The organism is Nocardiopsis sp. NPDC007018 (assembly GCF_040635075.1).
Lineage (GTDB): Bacteria > Actinomycetota > Actinomycetes > Streptosporangiales > Streptosporangiaceae > Nocardiopsis.
In genome coordinates, this window is record NZ_JBEYHA010000002.1 from 121,346 (window position 1) to 139,026 (window position 17,681).

General features: G+C 72.6%; 16 protein-coding genes. 1 reads left to right on the top strand and 15 read right to left on the bottom strand.

The window, feature by feature from the left end; all coding sequences use genetic code 11:
- Positions 1-15: 15 nt before the first annotated feature.
- The 11 genes from pdxS to ABZ635_RS01650 form a co-directional block, all read right to left on the bottom strand.
- On the bottom strand, positions 16-927 hold the full coding sequence (gene pdxS / locus ABZ635_RS01600) for a pyridoxal 5'-phosphate synthase lyase subunit PdxS (protein ID WP_357757210.1): 912 nt from the start codon (positions 925-927) through the stop codon (positions 16-18).
- Between the two features lie 164 nt (positions 928-1,091).
- Positions 1,092-1,586: a hypothetical protein gene (locus tag ABZ635_RS01605; RefSeq protein WP_357757403.1), complete on the bottom strand. Its 495-nt coding sequence runs from the start codon at positions 1,584-1,586 to the stop codon at positions 1,092-1,094.
- A gap of 23 nt (positions 1,587-1,609) precedes the next feature.
- Entirely contained in the window at positions 1,610-2,770 is a 1,161-nt protein-coding gene (locus tag ABZ635_RS01610; RefSeq protein WP_357757212.1) for a glycosyltransferase family 4 protein, read from the bottom strand.
- Between the two features lie 70 nt (positions 2,771-2,840).
- On the bottom strand, positions 2,841-3,779 hold the full coding sequence (locus ABZ635_RS01615) for a phosphatidylinositol mannoside acyltransferase (RefSeq protein WP_357757214.1): 939 nt from the start codon (positions 3,777-3,779) through the stop codon (positions 2,841-2,843).
- A 37-nt stretch (positions 3,780-3,816) separates the two neighbouring features.
- Positions 3,817-4,446: a phosphatidylinositol phosphate synthase gene (gene pgsA / locus ABZ635_RS01620; RefSeq protein ID WP_357757406.1), complete on the bottom strand. Its 630-nt coding sequence runs from the start codon at positions 4,444-4,446 to the stop codon at positions 3,817-3,819.
- A 132-nt stretch (positions 4,447-4,578) separates the two neighbouring features.
- A complete protein-coding gene (locus ABZ635_RS01625) occupies positions 4,579-5,154 on the bottom strand; it encodes an HIT domain-containing protein (RefSeq protein ID WP_357757217.1) in 576 nt (191 codons plus the stop codon).
- A gap of 147 nt (positions 5,155-5,301) precedes the next feature.
- Positions 5,302-7,005: a DUF885 domain-containing protein gene (locus ABZ635_RS01630; RefSeq protein WP_357757220.1), complete on the bottom strand. Its 1,704-nt coding sequence runs from the start codon at positions 7,003-7,005 to the stop codon at positions 5,302-5,304.
- Between the two features lie 102 nt (positions 7,006-7,107).
- Positions 7,108-7,704 (bottom strand): ATP/GTP-binding protein, encoded by a 597-nt coding sequence (locus ABZ635_RS01635; protein ID WP_017546195.1) that lies wholly within the window; start codon positions 7,702-7,704, stop codon positions 7,108-7,110.
- 34 nt (positions 7,705-7,738) lie between these two features.
- Positions 7,739-8,155, bottom strand: coding sequence for a DUF742 domain-containing protein (locus ABZ635_RS01640; protein WP_225942487.1), 417 nt, complete (start codon positions 8,153-8,155; stop codon positions 7,739-7,741).
- Positions 8,156-8,253: 98 nt separating this feature from the next.
- On the bottom strand, positions 8,254-8,655 hold the full coding sequence (locus tag ABZ635_RS01645; protein ID WP_014909276.1) for a roadblock/LC7 domain-containing protein: 402 nt from the start codon (positions 8,653-8,655) through the stop codon (positions 8,254-8,256).
- A gap of 232 nt (positions 8,656-8,887) precedes the next feature.
- Positions 8,888-12,142: a nitrate- and nitrite sensing domain-containing protein gene (locus tag ABZ635_RS01650; protein WP_357757409.1), complete on the bottom strand. Its 3,255-nt coding sequence runs from the start codon at positions 12,140-12,142 to the stop codon at positions 8,888-8,890.
- A 668-nt stretch (positions 12,143-12,810) separates the two neighbouring features.
- On the opposite strand from ABZ635_RS01650, the gene ABZ635_RS01655 reads away from it, so the two are divergent.
- On the top strand, positions 12,811-13,917 hold the full coding sequence (locus ABZ635_RS01655) for a M15 family metallopeptidase (RefSeq protein WP_357757412.1): 1,107 nt from the start codon (positions 12,811-12,813) through the stop codon (positions 13,915-13,917).
- 28 nt (positions 13,918-13,945) lie between these two features.
- Here ABZ635_RS01655 and ABZ635_RS01660 read toward each other — a convergent pair whose 3' ends face one another.
- The 4 genes from ABZ635_RS01660 to ABZ635_RS01675 form a co-directional block, all read right to left on the bottom strand.
- Positions 13,946-14,611: a hypothetical protein gene (locus ABZ635_RS01660; RefSeq protein ID WP_357757224.1), complete on the bottom strand. Its 666-nt coding sequence runs from the start codon at positions 14,609-14,611 to the stop codon at positions 13,946-13,948.
- A gap of 84 nt (positions 14,612-14,695) precedes the next feature.
- Positions 14,696-14,920, bottom strand: a complete 225-nt coding sequence (locus tag ABZ635_RS01665) for a hypothetical protein (RefSeq protein ID WP_357757227.1) — start codon at positions 14,918-14,920, stop codon at positions 14,696-14,698.
- Positions 14,921-15,032: 112 nt separating this feature from the next.
- On the bottom strand, positions 15,033-16,064 hold the full coding sequence (locus ABZ635_RS01670; RefSeq protein WP_357757230.1) for a LacI family DNA-binding transcriptional regulator: 1,032 nt from the start codon (positions 16,062-16,064) through the stop codon (positions 15,033-15,035).
- Positions 16,065-16,197: 133 nt separating this feature from the next.
- Complete coding sequence (locus ABZ635_RS01675; protein WP_357757234.1) at positions 16,198-17,595, bottom strand: GH1 family beta-glucosidase; 1,398 nt, start codon at positions 17,593-17,595, stop codon at positions 16,198-16,200.
- Between the last annotated feature and the right edge of the window lie 86 nt (positions 17,596-17,681).

The following is a 17,681-nucleotide window of genomic DNA, read 5'->3' on the forward strand; positions in this document are numbered from 1 at the left end:
TGGTCGGCGGGACGTCTACCAGCCGCGCGCGGCGTAGCGCTGGGAGTCCGACAGTTCGTCCAGGTTGATGCCGACCATGGCCTCGCCCAGGCCGCGCGAGACGCGGGCGATCACCGCGGGGTCCTCGTAGTGCAGGGTGGCCTGCACGATGGCGTCGGCCCGCCTGGCCGGGTCGCCGGACTTGAAGATGCCCGACCCCACGAAGACGCTCTCCGCACCGAGCTGGCGCATGAGGGCGGCGTCGGCGGGGGTGGCCACGCCTCCGGCGGAGAACAGCGGAACGGGCAGCTTGCCCAGGCGCGCGACCTCCTTGACGATCTCGTACGGGGCACGCAGCTCCTTGGCCGCGCCGAACAGCTCGGGCTCGTCGAGGGTGCCCAGCCGCCTGATCTCACCGCGGAGCGAGCGCATGTGCCGGGTGGCCTCGACGACGTTGCCGGTCCCGGCCTCGCCCTTGGAGCGGATCATCGCGGCGCCCTCGGCGATCCGCCGCAGGGCCTCGCCGAGGTTGGTGGCCCCGCAGACGAACGGGACGGTGAACGCCCACTTGTCGATGTGGTACGCCTCGTCGGCGGGTGTGAGGACCTCGGACTCGTCGACGAAGTCCACGCCGAGCGACTCCAGGACCTGGGCCTCGACGAAGTGTCCGATCCGGACCTTGGCCATGACCGGGATGGAGACCGCCTCGACGATGCCGTCGATCATGTCGGGGTCGGACATGCGCGCGACGCCGCCGTCCCTGCGGATGTCGGCGGGGACCCGCTCCAGGGCCATGACGGCGACCGCGCCGGCGTCCTCGGCGATCTTGGCCTGCTCGGGGGTGACGACGTCCATGATGACGCCGTTCTTGAGCTGTTCGGCCATACCGCGCTTGACGCGCTGGGTGCCGACGGCGTTGTCGGAGGTGTTCGCTGCGTTGGTGGCCACGGTGGTGGTCTCCCGTTCCTTCGGTTGGGTGGGGCCGGGCGGTCGGTTGCGCGCACCGGTCGACCGGCGTCCCATCCTAGTTCCACCACCTTTTTTGGTCTGACGCCGGGCCCGATAATTGGGGTGTGACGTCAGACCACTTCGCTCCGGGGCGCGCACCGGGGTCAGAGGCGGGGCTGCCGGTCGTCCATCTCGAAGTAGTCGGGCAGCGCGGCGGTGCCCGCCAGGCGCAGGACGCGGACCAGGCGGGACCGGCGCGCGCGCCGGGTGTCGGACACGGCGTCGTTGTGGAAGACCCGTGCCAGGTGGACGCCGCGCGCCGCCACGGCGACCTCGCCGAGGCGGTCCGTGGACGCGCCGGTCGGCGTGCCGTCCAGGGTGGCGCGCAGCACCCTGGAGAGTCCGCTCTCGGCGAGTTCGCGCTCCCCCTCCCCGGCACGGCGCGCGTCGTTGGCCGCGGCCGCCAGGAGCGCGGCGGTCGCGCGGTCCAGTCCGGGGTCGGCGGCAAGGTCCAGGACGGCCGCGGCGCGGCGCAGCAGCGCGGCGTCCAGGGCCGCGCCCGCGGTCTCCACGCGGTGGTGGAGGCGGTCGAGCCGGGTGGCGCGCCACGAGAGGTAGAAGCCGAGCAGGACCAGCGCGAGCAGGAGCCCCGCGACCAGACCGACGAAGCCGACGTCCTCGATCAGGGCGACTCACCCCGCGCGGGCGGACGCCGGGCGCCCAGCCTCACCCCGGCCCGGTCGTCCCATGACAGCACGGTCGCGTACACGTGGGCGATGTCGGCGGCGACGGTGTCCCAGTCATAGGCCCGGACGGCCCCGCGTGCGGCCTCCGACAGCCGGGTTCGGCGTTCGGGCGCGTCGAGCAGGGCCCCGGCCCGTTCGGCGAGATGGTCGGGGTCGCCCGCCCGGAAGAGCTCACCGGCGGTGCCGCCGCCCAGGACGGCCGCGAACGCGGGAATGTCGCTGGCGATGACGGCGGCCCCGGCCGACATGGCCTCGGTGAGGACGATGCCGAAGCTCTCCCCGCCCAGGTTGGGGGCGCAGAACACGTCCGTGGAGTGGTAGGCGCGGACCTTGTCCGCGTCGTCGAGACGGCCGAGGAGGACCACGCGCTCGCGCAGGTGGTCCGGTACTCCGGACAGGTCGGCCTCCCCCGGCCCGGCGACGAGCAGGCGCAGTCCGGGCCGGTGCGGCGCCATCCGGGCGAAGGCCGCGAGGAGGGTGGCCAGGCCCTTGCGGGGTTCGTCCAGGCGTCCGAGGAACCCGATGGAGCCGCCCCGCCCCGGCCACCCGGGCAGCGGCGCGGCGTGCGCGAAACGGCGCACGGACACCCCGTTGGGGATGAGCACGGCGTCGCCGCCCACGTGTTCGACGAGGGTGCGCCGGGCGGCCTCGGAAACCGCCACGCGGGCGTTGATCTTCTCCAGGGCCGAGCGCAGCGCTCCGGAGCCCGCCGCCATGGCACGCGAGCGCGGGTTCGAGGTGTGGAAGGTCGCCACGATGGGTCCGTCCGCCGCCCAGCAGGCCAGAAGGGAGACGCTGGGCGCGGCGGGTTCGTGGACGTGCAGCAGGTCGAAGCCGCCCCCGCTGATCCACCGGCGCACCCGGCCCGCCGTGCGCGGCCCGAAGCTGAGCCGGGCCACGGAGCCGTTGTAGGGCACCGGGACGGGCCGTCCGGCCGGAACCAGGTAGGGCGGGACCGGGTGGCCGGGGTCGCCCAGCGGGGCGAGCACGGAGACCTGGTGGCCCATCGCCGCGAGCGCCTCGGCGAGGTCGCCCACGTGCTGCTGCACCCCGCCGGGCACGTCCCAGGCGTAGGGGCAGACGATCCCGACGCGCATCCCGCTCCTGTCCTTCTCGGAGACCGTGTCCGGGGGGACGGTCCGGTCCGGTGGCCGGATCACCGGCCGATCACCGGCCCCGTTCCGCGAGCGTCCCGTGCCGGTGGCGTCGGGCCCGGTCGGCCTCGTGGTCGGCGCTGAAGACGGGCTGGAGCATGTGCCAGTCCTCGGGGTGCTCGGCGATGGCGCCCTCGAAGACCCGAACGAGTTCCTGGGTGGTCCGGTGGATGCGCCGGGTGCGGGTGGCGCCGGTCGCCACGGGCACCTCGTCGTGGACGCGGATGTTCCAGTACGGGCCGTCGTACCAGAGGGAGACCGGCATGAGGGCGGCGCCGGTGTTCAGGGCCAGCGCGGCGGGCCCGGAGGGGACGCGCGCACGCTCTCCGAACAGGTCCACCTCCAGACCGGTGCCGTTGATGTCGCGGTCGGCGAGCAGGCAGACGAGCCCGCCCGCGCGCAGACGGCGGGAGAGGACGCCGACGGTGTTGGCGGCCCCGCCGTCGAGCGGCAGCACCTCCATGCCCAGGGACTCGCGGTGGGCGGTGAACCTCCGGTACAGGCTCTCGGGCCGCAGCCGCTGCGCCACGGTGGTCAGCGGGGTGCCGCGAGCGGCGATCCAGGCTCCGGCGTGGTCCCAGTTGCCCATGTGCGGCAGGGCCGCGACCACGCCGCGCCCGGAGCGCACGTGTTCCTCCAGCGCCTCGATCCCGGTCTGGCGGGTCCGGCCGAGGATCTGCCCGCGGCTCAGGGCGGGCAGGCGGAACATCTCGTGGTAGTAGCGCATGTAGGAGCGCATACCCGCTTTGGACAACGCCCTGAGCTGGGCGTCCGTGGCGTTCGGGCCGAGCGGCCTGCGCAGGTTGCGTTCCAGGCCCCGGGTGGCGTCGTCGTGGGCGCGCCAGGACCGGTCGGCAAGCCCGCGGAACACCGCCCGGCCCGCCCCGTCCGGTCCGCGGCGGACCAGCGCCCATCCCGCCGAGTAGGCCAGATCGGCCATGCGTTCGTCCACGTCGCTTCCTCGTCCGTTCGTTCCCTCCGGGGCGCGCTCAGGCGCCGTTGCTGGTCTTCTCGTCCTCGCCGTCGCCCCGGGTGAAGCCGGGGTCGTTGAGGCGGGCCCGTGTCTCCACGAGGCGCTGGAGGACGGTGAGCAGGCTCATGACGGCCAGGAGCCACAGGCCGCCCGCGAGGATGTAGGGGACGCCGAGCTCGCTGAGGCCGACCGCGACCAGCACGATGATGAGGCGTTCGGTGCGTTCGGCCACGCCGACGTCGCAGTTGACGCCCAGGCCCTCCGCGCGCGCCTTGATGTAGGAGACCATGAAACCGCTGATCAGGCAGAACAGGGTGAGCCCCGCGAGCACGGGGTCGTCACCGTCGCCCACGAACCACCACATGAGCCCGGCGAGGATCGCGGCGTCGGCCACCCGGTCGAGGCTGGAGTCGAGGAAGGCGCCGAACGCGCTGGCGCTGTCCTTGGCCCGGGCCACCGCCCCGTCGAGCATGTCGAAGAGCGCGAAGACGGTGATGACCACCGAACCCGCGTAGAGCTGTCCGCGGGGGTAGAAGTAGAGGGCGCTGACGACCACACCGGCGGCACCGACGATGGTGACGATGTTGGGTGTCAGGCCGATACGGGCCAGGCTCCGGCCGAGCGGGGCGGTGACCCGGGAGATCATGGGGCGAAGGATTCTCAGCATGTCTTCTAGTGATCGTAGGGCGGGAACGGTCGTCAGGGTGGGATCAGCCCCCGCTGGGGGTGGCGTCGCCCCCGGGGTCGGGCGGGGCGGGGTCGGGCGGCGGTCCCGGTCTCACTCGCGGGGCCAGAGTTCGGCCAGTCGGGCGCGGGTCCGCTCCAGCATCTCGGGCAGGACCCTGGTCTGGCCGATCACGGGCATGAAGTTGGTGTCGCCTCCCCATCGGGGCACGACGTGCTGGTGCAGGTGGGCGGCGATCCCGGCACCGGCCACGGTACCGAGGTTCATGCCGACGTTGAACCCTGCGGGCTGGTAGGCCTCGGTGAGCGTGCGCAGGCCCCGCTGGGTGAGCGCGGCGACCTCGGCGGTCTCCTCCTCGTCCAGCGCGGAGTATTCGGCGACGTGCCGGTAGGGGCACACCATGAGGTGGCCGCTGTTGTAGGGGTAGAGGTTGAGGACGACGAAGGCGGTGCGGCCGCGGGCCACCACCAGCCCCTCCTCGTCGGTGAGGCCGGGGGCACGGCAGAAGGGGCAGCCGTCGTCAGCGCCGGGACCGGTGGGGCGTCCCTCGCCCTTGACGTAGGCCATGCGGTGCGGCGTCCAGAGGCGTTCGTGGCCGTCCGGGGTCCCGGTTCCCGCTCCGGGGAGCCGGTCGGGTCCGTCCGCGGGATCGTCGTGGGCACCGCGCATGGCTCGTCCGCTCCCCTCGCCTGACCGTTTCGTGCTGCGCGTCCAGCATAGAAGCGCCGGGCGGGTGAAGCGCCGGACCTTGGGGCCCGGGGTGGCGCGGGGCCGGGCGGGGCCGTGGCGCGCGCCGGGGCGGCGCGGCCCCCCGGTTCACAGACCCAGCAGGGTACGCAGGTGGCGCGGGGAGGGGTTGCCGTGGGCCAGCATGGCGTCGTGCAGGCGGCCGACCGGCTCGTGGGGCCGTGCCCGGGCCAGGTCGCGGGCGATGTCGGAGACCTCCGCGTAGCCGACGTAGTAGGTGGACAGCTGGGCGCTGGTGAGCAGGGCGCGCCGCCACTTGCCGACGGCCTCGCCCTCCTCCTGGTGGCCGCGTTCGGTCAGCAGGGCGACGGCCTCGCGCTCGGTGAGGCCCTCCGTGTGCACGCGCACGTCCAGGATCGCGTTGAGGACGGACCTCAGGCGCATCTTGAGCTGGACCAGGCGCAGTCCCAGGTTGGCGCGCCGGGAGGCGGGGTCGGTTCCGTCGGTCCAGCCGTGCCCGGCCAGGACCTCCTCCGCGTGGACCGCCCACCCCTCGACGAAGGTTCCGCTGCCCAGCGCCGAACGCACGCGGGTGCCGCCCCGGTGGCGGGCGGCGTGCGCGAGTTGGAGGGCGTGCCCGGGCATCGCCTCGTGGACCATCAGGTCGCGCAGCAGGCCCGCGTTGTACTCGCGCAGGAAGGAGGCCCGGCGCTCGGCGTCCCACTCCTCGGGCGGCGGCGCCACGGCGACGAGGGTGGGCTGGGTGCGTGCGTCGGGGGCCAGCGGCCCGGGCGCGTCGCAGTACGCGACGGCCACGCCCCGGCGGGCGTCCGGCATCGGGACGACCTCGACCGGGTCGTCGTGGACGGTCGCCAGGTCCAGCTCCCGGACCCGGGTGCGCAGGTGGGCGAGGGCACCGGTACAGGCGGGAACGACCTCCTCGGCACCGATCGCGAACTCGTCGGCCAGCGCCGCGAGTACCTCGGCGACCTGGCCGGGGCGGCTCGGTTCGTCCGCGTACGCGGACGCCGCCTCGGCGAGCGCCTCCTCCGTGGCCAGGAGGTCGCTCTCGGCGCGTACCAGGAGCGCCTCCGGGGTGAGTTCGGAGTCCAGGGTGTACCAGAGCTGGGCGGCGAAGCGGCGGGCGCCCAGCCGGGGGTCCGCGTCGGCGAACTCGCGCTCGACGCGCAGCCAGGAGGTGTGGGCGTCGAGGGCGGCCAGGGCGGCCGTGCGCGCCTCCTCCAGCCCCGCTGGGGCGGCTCCGGGGAACCGGGCCGCGAGGGCGGGCAGGTCCCGGGTGAGCATCGCGCGGGCGCCCTCCAGCCGACCCAGCGCGGTCTCCACGTGCACGCGGGGCATACCCGGGCCCTCGGACAGGCGGGTACGGGCGGTCTCGAGGTAGGCCGGAAGGGCGGCGCAGCGCGCCGTCAGGGCCGCCAGGCGCTCCTGCGGGGGCAGGAGCTCGCGTTCCACAAGCGTGTACAGGACCTCGCCGGGAGAGTGCACGAGCGGGTCCCAGGAACGCGGGCGCAGTTCCGTGGTGTGCCACAGGTCGGCGCTGACCCTGGTGCGCAGCATCTCCAGGTCCACCAGGTCGTCGGCCGCGAGCAGGTCGGGGTCGATCTCGTCGAGGGAGCCGAGCGCGTCGGTCAGGAGGCTCACCCGGAGGGAGTCGGCCTCGTCGGAGTGGTCGGTGAGCCGGTGGGCCCACCGGGTGTCTCCCAGGCCCAGGGCCCATTCGGGGTCGTCCGCCAAGAGGGCGTCCAGCACCCGTTCGGCCACGTCTCGGAACCGTCGGGTCGTCTCGGCCGCGTCGGGATGGGAGGAGGTCATCCCGTCATGATGCCAGGTCGCGCGGGACACGGACGCCCGGTTCCCGACATGCGGGAACCGGGCCGTACTCCGTGTGGGACCCCGGCCCGGGGCAGCTCCTGGTCAGCGCCAGGAGTTCTGGCCCCCGGTGGAGGTGGGCTGCTGCCCGGCCGCGCCCTCGGGGTCCCCCACCGTGATCGCGTGCTCGACGAGGGTGATGAGCGTCGACTTGGTGGAGGCCTTGTCACGGGCGTCCACCTGGACGATGGGGATCTCCGGGCTGAGCGTGAGCGCGTCCCGGACCTCGTCGGCCGCGTGGGGGTAGTAGCCGTCGAACCCGTTGATGCCCACGATGAAGGGCAGACGCGCCTCTTCGAAGTAGTCGATCGCGGGGAAGCAGTCGGCCAGACGTCGCGTGTCCACCAGCACGACCGCGCCGATGGCGCCCTTGACCAGGTCGTCCCACATGAACCAGAACCGGTGCTGCCCGGGGGTGCCGAACAGGTACAGGATCAGGTCGGAGTCGAGGGAGACACGGCCGAAGTCCATGGCGACGGTCGTGGTCTGCTTGTCCGGCGTCTTGGCGAGGTCGTCCACCCCGACGCTGGCGCTGGTCATGACCGCCTCGGTCGTCAGCGGCACGATCTCGGAGACGGAGCCAACGAATGTCGTCTTCCCGACACCGAAGCCCCCGGCGACGACGATCTTGACCGACGTCATCGCGTTCCCCCCAGCACCGCCTTCCTCGGCTGGGCTAGAGCTTGCGAAGTCCACTGAGCACCCTTTCAAGCAGGTTGGTGTTGGGGCGAGCGTCGTTGTTGAGCGAAGACCTGATCTGGACCAGTCCCTGCTCGGACATGTCCGCCACAAGCACCCGCGCCACGCCGAGAGGCATCCGCAGTAGCGCGGAGATCTCCGCCACGGATCGCCACTCCCGACACAGGTCGCTGATCGCCTGCCATTCGGGCGTCAGCGTCCCTGACTCGTTCCGGGCCGCCGCGGTGGCCGAGATCAGAGCCTCCAGGGGAAGCTGCGACTTCGGCTTGGTACGGCCCTTGGTGACCGCGTAGGGACGCACCAGCGAACTGGGGGCGCTGCCCGGCGCGGGTCGTTGGTCATACGGTTGTTGGATTGGTCGAGGAACATCTCCGCCGCCCGGAACCGCGGGCATCCCTCCTGTGGAGGGATGGCCCGGCTGTTGTCCGAACCACGAGGCGCTCCCGGCATCTCTACTGTGAGGTGCCACCACTTCCTCCTGTCGGTGGTGGATCAGTGGATTCCCGAGGTGCGCGCCGTTGGTGTCAGCGCCCGCCCCGCCCGCTCGACGAGCAGGGTCATCTCGTACGCGACCAGACCCAGGTCGCTCTCGGCCGCCGCGAGGACCGCGAGACAGGAGCCGTCGCTGATCGCCATGATCAGCATCAGCCCCCGCTCCATCTCCACGACGGTCTGGGCGACCGCTCCACCCTCGAACACCCTGGCCGCGCCCTGGGTCAGGCTGGACAGGCCAGAGGCGATGGCGGCCAACTGGTCGGCCCGGTCGGCCGGGAAGCCCGCGGACGAAGCCAACGGAAGGCCGTCAGAGGAGACGACGATCGCGTGGGCGACATCGGGGACCCGGTCGGCAAAGTCAGTGATCAACCAGTTGAGTTCATTCACCTGTCGACTCATCTGATCTCCTGTCCAAGTTCGCCGGTCGATCTGTGGGCACTGCTACCGCCGGCACGGCATGTGACAGCACTGCCTTTGCGAACCACCCGGCCCCTCCCGTGGGGGTGACCGGGAGTCTGGTGTTCCGCTCTCGTCAAGCGATGGGTGTGGCGCGTCCGAGAAGCTCGGTAGATGCTATTGCATCCGGCTTCCGGGACTGTGAGGGACCCCGTCCCACCACTGGTCACTTGGGTCACTCCTCTGTCGAACTGTCGCCGAGCCGGTTCCGACCGTCGCGGACGCCCTTCTGGAAGCCCGAGAAACGGTTGCGGACACGGTCCGCGCTCCGGGTGGGCATCTGCTTGAAGTTCTCCGGCTTGGGTGCGGTACCAGGAACTAGGTTTGCCTTGGGAACCCGTTTTGGCAAGCCGGAGGTGGTCAGTCCGCCCGCGAGCGGCTCGGCCGCGGTGCGCGCGGCCTTCCATCCGCGGTCGGCCGCGGAGTTCCACTCCTGCTCGGAGCGGTTGCCCGCCTCGGGCTGCTGGACGGCGGCGTCCCTGCGGGTCCGCTGCGGTTCCTGGGGTTCCTGGGGCGCCGCGGGCACCTGCTGGATCGGGCCGGTCTCGGTGGTGTCCACGGTGGGACCCCCGGTACGGCGCTTGAACCAGTTGGACTCGATGGCGTCGAAGATCGGCAGCGAGTCGGCGTCCCCGCCCGCCGGGGCGGCCGGGACGACGGTGCTGTTCGGGCCCTGGCTGCCGCCGTAGCGGCGCGACAGGTAGGCGGTGGAGCCGTAGCCCTCCCGGGAGTCGCCGCCTCCGGAGCGCCAGGTGCCGGTGGTGTTCGGCTCGGCCTGCTGGGGCTGCTGGGCCTGCGCGGGTGCCTGGTGCGGCTGCTGGGCTCCGGTGTCCCACGAGGAGATCGCCGGGAACGTCTCGGTGTTGTCCTCACCGCGCGCCGGAGCGGCGGGGCGCTCGGGCCGGGCGCCGTCCCGCGAGCCGGTCTCGAAGGCCCCGCTCCGGTGCGTGCCCGTGCCGAACGCGTCGTAGGAGTCGGCGGACCGGCTCTCGGACTCGGCGGGCCGGCCGAGGGCGTCCGTCTCCGGGGCGGGGCGCGAGAACGCGCCCGTGTCGGTGGGACGGCGGAACGCTCCGGAGTTCGGTGCGCTGAACGAACCCGTGTCCGTGGTGCGGGGGGCCGGGTCGAAGAGGCTGCGACCGGTGGTCTCCTGCTGCTTCGGCTCGTCCTCCTCCGGCACGTCGTAGGGGTCCACGACCGAGCCGGGGCCGTCGGTCAGGCCGCTGTTGGGCGAGAGGCCCTCGGCGCGGCTGGGCGCCTCCCAGACCGACTCCGAGCTGGTGGTGCTCCACAGGTCCTGGCCGCTGGGCGGGTGCTCCTCGGGACGGCCGCCGGTGGGCTTGCGCTTGGGCAGACCGCCCAGGTCGCCTCCGAGGCCGCCCGCGTCCTGGCTGTTCCAGGGGTCGTTCGGCTCTTCGGCGGCGGGGCTGGCGGCGAAGGCCGCCTCGGCGTCGGCGAAGGTGTCGGGGGCACCGGCGGACAGCTCGGGACGGGCCCCGGGGCCGCCGAGGGCGTGCTGGCCCTCGACCGGGGTGATGAGCAGGTCGGGCGGGAAGACGACGCTGGCGGTGGTGCCGCCGCCGTGCGCCTCCTTGAGGCTCATCCGGATGCCGTGGCGGTGCGCTAGGCGCGAGACCACGAACAGGCCCATGCGGCGCGAGACCGCGACGTCGATGACCGGCGGGGCGGCCAGGCGGGCGTTGATCGCCGCCAGGTCCTCCGGGGCCATGCCGATACCGCTGTCGGTCACGTCGACCTGCACGGAGCCGTTGTCCATGATCTTGGCGCTGACCAGCACCTCGGTGTCGTGCGGGGAGAACGACGTGGCGTTCTCCACCAGCTCGGCCACGAGGTGGATGACGTCGTTGACCGGGCGGCCGAGGACCGAGATGTGGGAGGGGGCGCGCACGTTGACGCGCTCGTACTGCTCGACCTCGGAGACCGCGCCCCGCAGGACGTCGACCAGCGGGACGGGCTGGGCCCACTTGCGGGTGTTGTCCTGGCCGGACAGGACCAGCAGGTTCTCGTTGTTGCGCCGCATGCGCGTGGCGAGGTGGTCCAGCTGGAAGAGGTCGGAGAGGCGGTCGGCGTCCTGCTCGGACTGCTCCAGACCGTCGATCAGGCGCAGCTGCCGTTCCACCAGGGTCTGGCTCCGGCGGGACAGGTTGACGAACATCGCGTTGACGTTGCTGCGCAGACCCGCCTCGTCGGAGGCCAGGGTCAGGGCGACGCGGTGGACATCGTCGAAGGCGCGGGCGACCTCGCCGATCTCGTCGTGGGTGTGCACCTCGATGGGGGTGACCCGGACCGACTCGGGGGCCGTGCCGGCCTCCTGCATCCGGTTGATCGCGTCGGGCAGGTCGCGCTCGGCGACGCGGCGCGCGCCGTCCTCCAGGGTGCGCAGCGGGCGCACCAGGGAGCGGACCACCAGGGAGGTGAGGACGAAGACGGCGAGGAGCACGCCCGCGACGATGATGAGGTCCATGATCGTGCGGAACAGGGCCTGGCCGCGCAGCTCGTTGGCGTCGGAGGCGATGCCCGTGGCAAGGGTCGACTCGACCGTCTGGAGGCGCTCCAGCGCGGTGTCGGCGATGGCCGCGTAGTCCTCGGGGCCGTCGTTGGGCGTGACGTTGGTCAGCGGGTCACCGCGGTCGGCGCGGTACATGACGCGCATACGCATGGTGGATACCTGGCTGACCTCCAGGCCGGTGAAGTTCTCGTCGAAGACCGCGCGCTGCTCGGGCGAGGCCGCCTGGATGAAGTTCGAGATCTCGTTCTCGTAGCGGGCCCGGCTGGAGTCGATCGCCTCGGCGATGCCGCCGGTCATCGTGTTGCGGGCCAGGGAGTGGCCCATCAGCGCGGTCTCGTAGGAGAGCTGGTCGCGGGCGTTCGACAGCGCGGTGAGGGCGCGCACGGCCTCGCGGAGCTCGGTGTCGTTGGTCTCGTCCGCGATCGTCTGGTTGAAGTCCGAGAGCGACCGGGCGATCGTCCGGTACTTGGTGACGACCGGCAGGACCGTGATGCGGGTGGAGTCGACCTCGGTGCGCAGGGACTCCAGCGTGGAGAGCTGGCTCCGCATCGCCGCGAGTCGGGTCTGCGCGAGGTCGCCGTCCATCGCGCCCATCTCGTCGAGACGGGCGTTCAGGGTGCTCTGGAGGTCGAGCGTGGCGGCCCGCTCGGTCTCCATCTCCTGGCGGAGGTCGGCCGAGCGCCGGTCCGGGTCCGCGTTGTCGGAGATGAAGACGGCGCTGGCCGTGCGCTCGCGGCCCAGCTGGTTGGCCAGGTCCACGATGAGGACGCCCACCTGGGCGCGGTCCTCGATGTGCGCGTGGGTGACGGTGGAGACCGAGGCCTCGTAGACCCTCAGACCACCGAGCGCGAGCGCCACGGCGGTCGGGATGACGATGAGGGCCACCAGTCGGGAGCGCACCCGCCAGTTACGTGGCCGCCACCAGATGGCTCTGCGCCGGGGCTGGGCATCGGCGTTGTCGGCCTGCGCTGCCTCGCTCTGAGCGCTGGCCCCGCTTTTCGTCGCTCGTGTCGACACGGACCCTCGCAACCTTTCGTGTCACCGCCTCGAACGGCTGTTGGACCCAGGGATTCGGACCGCTCCAGACCGGAAGGTCGCCATGGCCACAGTGGTCCACCAGAAGCAGGAAGCAGTGGGAGTGTGGGGAGATGTGAAGACTGTCCGCCGGACTCGCCTGGGAGGAGAGGCGCGGCGCACCAACACTGTCGTGGTGCGCGTGCGGTGCATAGCGTACCAATGGGCGAGAAGGGCTCGCTTCGGGCGATTGATGCCCATCAAGCAAGATCATCCGGGGTCATCGGCGACCGTAATCCCCACCCAGTCCGCATTAGGGCCAATCTCCCAGGTCAGGATGGGCGACCGAAAACCCGTCGGACATTGAGGTAACTATTTGGACACACCGCCAACTTCCTCGGGAAGATCACTTCTGCGTGACATCGTGACAGCACGTAGACGCAGGCCCGAAGGGGGAGGCGGAAATGCGCACCTCGGCGCGCCCCGGTCCGATCACTCGGAGTGATGACTCCCTTCCTCCGGACCCTGACCACCGTTCGCGATGGAACCGCGTGATTCTTCGCTTTTCGGTCCACACCGCCCTGCCGTTGGGCACCGCGCTGCTGTTGGCCCTCGCGTGCGCCCCCGCGGGCGCCGACGTCACCGATCCGGACCAGAGCGACCTGGACCGCCTACGGGTGGAGCTGGCGACGGCCCGCGCCGAGGTCGCCTCCCTCCGCGAGAGCGCCCAGGAGAGGATCAGCGCCTACGAGGAGGAGAGCGCCCGGCTCGACGAGCTCACCGGTCGGCGGGAGTCGGCCGAGTCCCGCGCCGACGCGGCCGAACGGCGCCACGAGGGCACCCGGCTGGGCGCGGCACGCCAGGCGGCCGGGGCCTACAAGGGCGTCGACCTGAGCCCCATGCGGGCCTGGATCGATCCGGAGGGCCCCACACGGGCCCTGGAACGGGGTTCCTACCTCACGCTGTTCGGGGAGCACCGCTCCGCCGACCTCGCCCGCGCGCGGGCCTCACGGGTCGCCTCGGACACGCTGGCCGAGGCCGCGCGGACCGCCGAGCGGGAACAGGCCGAGGCCACCGAGGCGGCCGAGGACGCGCGTGAGGCGGCCGAGGCGGCGATCACCGCGCAGGAGGAGAGGTCCGAGAGGCTGCTGGACCAGCAGACCCGCCTGGAGAAGGCCATGGCCGCCGCCCCGGCCCCCGGGAAGGAGGCCCGGACGGCCGGGCCGCCGGAGCGGGAGGCGCCCGAGGGCTGCGCGGAGAAGGGCGGGTCCGCCGACGTCGAGAACGGCCGGGTGCCGCAGACGCTGCTGTGCCCGCTGCCTCAGGCCGGTGAGCGGCTGCGCGCGGACGCCGCGACCGCTTTCGTCGCCCTCGACCGGGACTTTCGGTCAAAGTTCGGCCGCCCCATGTGTGTGACCGATTCCTACCGGCCTTACCACGAGCAAGTCCGCCTCTTCCAGGAGATGCTTCCGGGGATGGCGGCCCGGCCGGGCACCAGCGCGCACGGGCTCGGCCTCGCCGTGGACCTGTGCGGCGGCGTGAACGAGCTGGACGCCCCGGAGCACCGGTGGATGCTCGACCACGCGCCCGAACACGGCTGGCACAACCCCGAGTGGGCCAGGGACGGCTTCGAGCCCTGGCACTGGGAGTTCACCCCCTGAGCCACGGCCGGGCCCGGGGGCGGACCCCTCAGACCTGGGACCCCACCCTGACCTCGTACGTGCCCAGCTCCCCGGCGTCCACGAACAACTCGTCGTTCGCCTCCAAGTCCGGGGTGGCCACCGGAAGCAGCGCCCGGACCCGCCCCGGGCCCGAGGCCAGCCACGGGTGCCCGGGATCGACCCGGCCCCGCCCGTTCTCCCGGTCGTCCACCGAGGTACTCAGCTCCACCGCCGCGCCGGACAGTTCGTCGGCGGTGGTCAGGACCGGGCCGAGGACGAGCTGCACCGGCACACCCTCCGCGTCCAGCCACAGGCAGGCCGGGGTGTAGGCGCTCGAGGTCCCCGACCCCCCGCTCAGGGCGGCCACGCCCACCCGGGCGGAACGGGCCCGCGCCGTCACCGCGTCGTCGGCCCCCCTCACCAGCTCCGGGGCGACCAGCGTCTCGCGGTCGCCCGCCAGGACCGGGACCGGCTCGGCGGGGGTCACCGGGGCGCACATGCGCGCCTCGGGTTCCACGATGATCTCGATCGCGCCGTCCACGGCGCGCGCGTGCGCGGCCGCCAGGGCCTGCGCGCCGCCCTCCAGCAGTTCGCCGAGGCCCTGTGACCCCGGGCTGCCCATCACGTCACCGTCGTCCAGCGCGCCCGCGCGCGCACCGCCGCCGCTCGGCGACAGATAGGTGACCCAGCGCAATGTTCCTCCACGTTCGGTTCGCGATCCCCTCGCGGCTCACGGGCCGGCACCGGCCGGGCGAGGGGAGTCCGCCCCGCGCCGGGCTCAGGACGCCGCCGTCGAGCTGTGCTCCTTGCCGGTCCCGGCGCAGCCCCGGCAGGGCTCCTCGACCCGGTGCCAGACGACCAGCCCGTTGACCTCCCGGTGCGGCCGCTCCGGCCGCCACCACCCCGTCCCGGCGCAGAACCGGCAACGGTCGCCGTCCCGGTCGCACCAGCCGCACGCGGAAATCGCGCACCTGGAATGGGTCGGTTCCCGCGTCGACTTCATGTGCCCCCACCGTCTTCCGCGCAATCGCGACCAGCCTCGCACAGGCGGCACATGGGAGTCCAGCGCTCACGCGGGGCGAACGTCCCCGGTGGCGGGGCCCGCGGGGCCGGTCTCAGGCGGAGTCGCGCACCACGAGCCGAGTGTCGAGCAGGATGGTCTCGGACTCGGCGGTGCGCGGGATCGCCACGTCCACGAGGAGCCGGGCCATCTCCTGCCCCATCCGGACGGTCGGCTGGTGGACGGTGGTGAGCGCCGGGTCGCTGTGCCGGGACATGAGGGTGTCGTCGAACCCGACCACGGCGACGTCCCCGGGCACGCTCAGCCCCCGTTCGCGCAGGGTGCGGACCGCGCCCACCGCCATCATGTCGGAGGCGACGAAGACCGCGTCGGGGTTACCGCCCTGGTCGAGCAGGCGTGCCATGGCCAGGGCCCCGCCCTCCACGCTGAAGTCGCCCTGGATCTCCAGTCGCGGGTCCGCCCCGCGTCCGGCGCCGGCCATGCTCTCCCGGTAGCCGCGCAGTCGCTCCACCCCGGCGTTCATGTCCTGCGGGCCGGTGATCGTGGCGATCCGGGAGTACCCGGCGTCCACGAGGTACCGGGTGGCCGTCCGCGCTCCGTCGAGGTTGTCGATGTCCACGCAGAACGGCGCGGGTTGGGCCTCCGAGTAGGGGCGCCCCCCGTGCACCACGGGGACCCCGGACTCGGCCAGCCGCGCGGTGAGGGGGTCGTCCCGGTGCAGGGACACCAGCAGGGCGCCGTCCACGTGCGAACCGCTGAGGTACTCCCCCACACGCTTGTGCTCGGCCTCGCCCCTGGCGGTGGTGAGCATGAGCTGGAGGTCCCGCTCGTGCAGGACCGAACTGACACCTCGGATGATGTCGGCGAAGAAGGGGTCCGCGAACAGGCGGTCCCTCGATTCGGACACGACCAGGGCGATCGTGTCGGTGCGGCGGGTGACCAGGGTCCGCGCCGCCTGGTTGGGGCTGTAGCCCAGTTCGGCGATCGCGGCGTGGACGGCCTCCCGGGTCCTCGGGCTGACCTGGGACGACCCGTTGATCACCCGGGAGACGGTGCCCCGGCCGACCCCGGCCCGTTCCGCCACCATCTCCAGGGTCGGCCGTTGCCGACCTCCGCTCTTGGCCACTTCGAGGCTCCTTGGACGTCGTGCCGCCGGTCGCCCGGCGGCGGTGGTGTGGTGGGCACGGTGCGGACGCACGAGGTCCGCGGGGCGCCCGTGCGAGGACGTCCCGCGGACCCGGTGGTGCGTGCGCGGTGGTCTACCGCTCAGGGAAACGGCCGGTCGCGGCCAGTTCCGCGTACCAGAGTCCGGTGTCCTTGACCACGCGCTCCTGCGTCTCGTAGTCCACGTGGACGATCCCGAACCGGCGGGAGTATCCCCATGCCCACTCGAAATTATCCAGAAGTGACCAGGCGAAGTAACCGCGCAGCGGCACCCCGGCGTGGATCGCCTCCTTCGCGGCCCGGAGGTGGCCCTCGTAGTAGTCCGTGCGGTCGGGGTCGTGGACCGCGCCGTCCTCGCTGACGGTGTCCTCGAACGCGCAGCCGTTCTCGGTCACGTAGAGGTCGATGCCGCCGCTCTCCCCCGCCAGGCGCTGGAGGACGTCGTACAGGCCGCTGGGGTCGATCTCCCAGCCCATGTGGGTGACGGGGAGCCCCTGTGAGACGTGCACCTCGTCGGGGCCCGCGCCCAGCCAGGCGTCACCGTCGCCGCTGACCAGGGCGGGGTCGATGCCCTGGGCGGAGCCCGCGACGAACTCGGGCGAGTAGTAGTTGATGCCGAGGAAGTCCAGGGGCGCGGCGATGGTCTCCAGGTCGCCGTCGCGCACGAACGCGAAGTCGCTGACGTGGGCGAGGTCGGCCAGGACGTCGGCGGGGTAGGCGCCCTTGAGCAGGGGGTCGGTGAAGATGCGGTTGCGCACCCCGTCGGCCCGGCGGGCGGCGCGGACGTCGGCGGCGGCGGCCCCGTGCGGACGGATCACCGCCTGGTTGTGCGCCAGTCCGACCTTGGAGGGGTGGCCGGTGGACCGGATCGCCTGGGCGGCGAGACCGTGGCCGAGCAGCAGGTGGTGGGTGGCGGCCAGGGCCGCGGCGGGGTCCTGGCGACCGGGGGCGTGGTGGCCGTTCTCGTAGCCCAGGAAGGCGGCGCACCAGGGTTCGTTGATGGTCATCCAGTGGGCGACCCGGTCGCCGAGGGCCTCGGCGACCACCGACGAGTACTCGGCGAACCGGTAGGCGGTGTCGCGGGCGGGCCAGCCTCCGGCGTCCTCCAGGGGCTGGGGCAGGTCCCAGTGGTAGAGGGTGGCCCAGGGCTGGACACCGGCCTCCAGGAGGGTGTCGACCAGGCGGTCGTAGAAGTCCAGCCCGGCCTGGTTCACGGGGCCGGTCCCGTCGGGGACGACGCGCGGCCAGGCGACGGAGAAGCGGTACGCGCCGAGGTTGAGGCGCCGCATGAGGGCGACGTCCTCGGCGTAGCGGTGGTAGTGGTCGTCGGCGGGGTCACCGGTGTCCCCGTTGAGGACCTTGCCGGGGGTCTCGGCGAAGGTGTCCCAGATACTGCGGCCTCGACCGTCGGCGGTGGTGGCGCCCTCGATCTGGAAGGAGGCGGTCGCCGCCCCCCAGAGGAAGCCTTCGGGGAAGTCGTTCGGGTTGCTCACTGCTTCGGTACGCACCTTCCGTGGCGGGTGGACATCGCTTGGGAGCGCTCCCAATCACCGAAGCAGACGCCCCTCGGCGAGTCAAC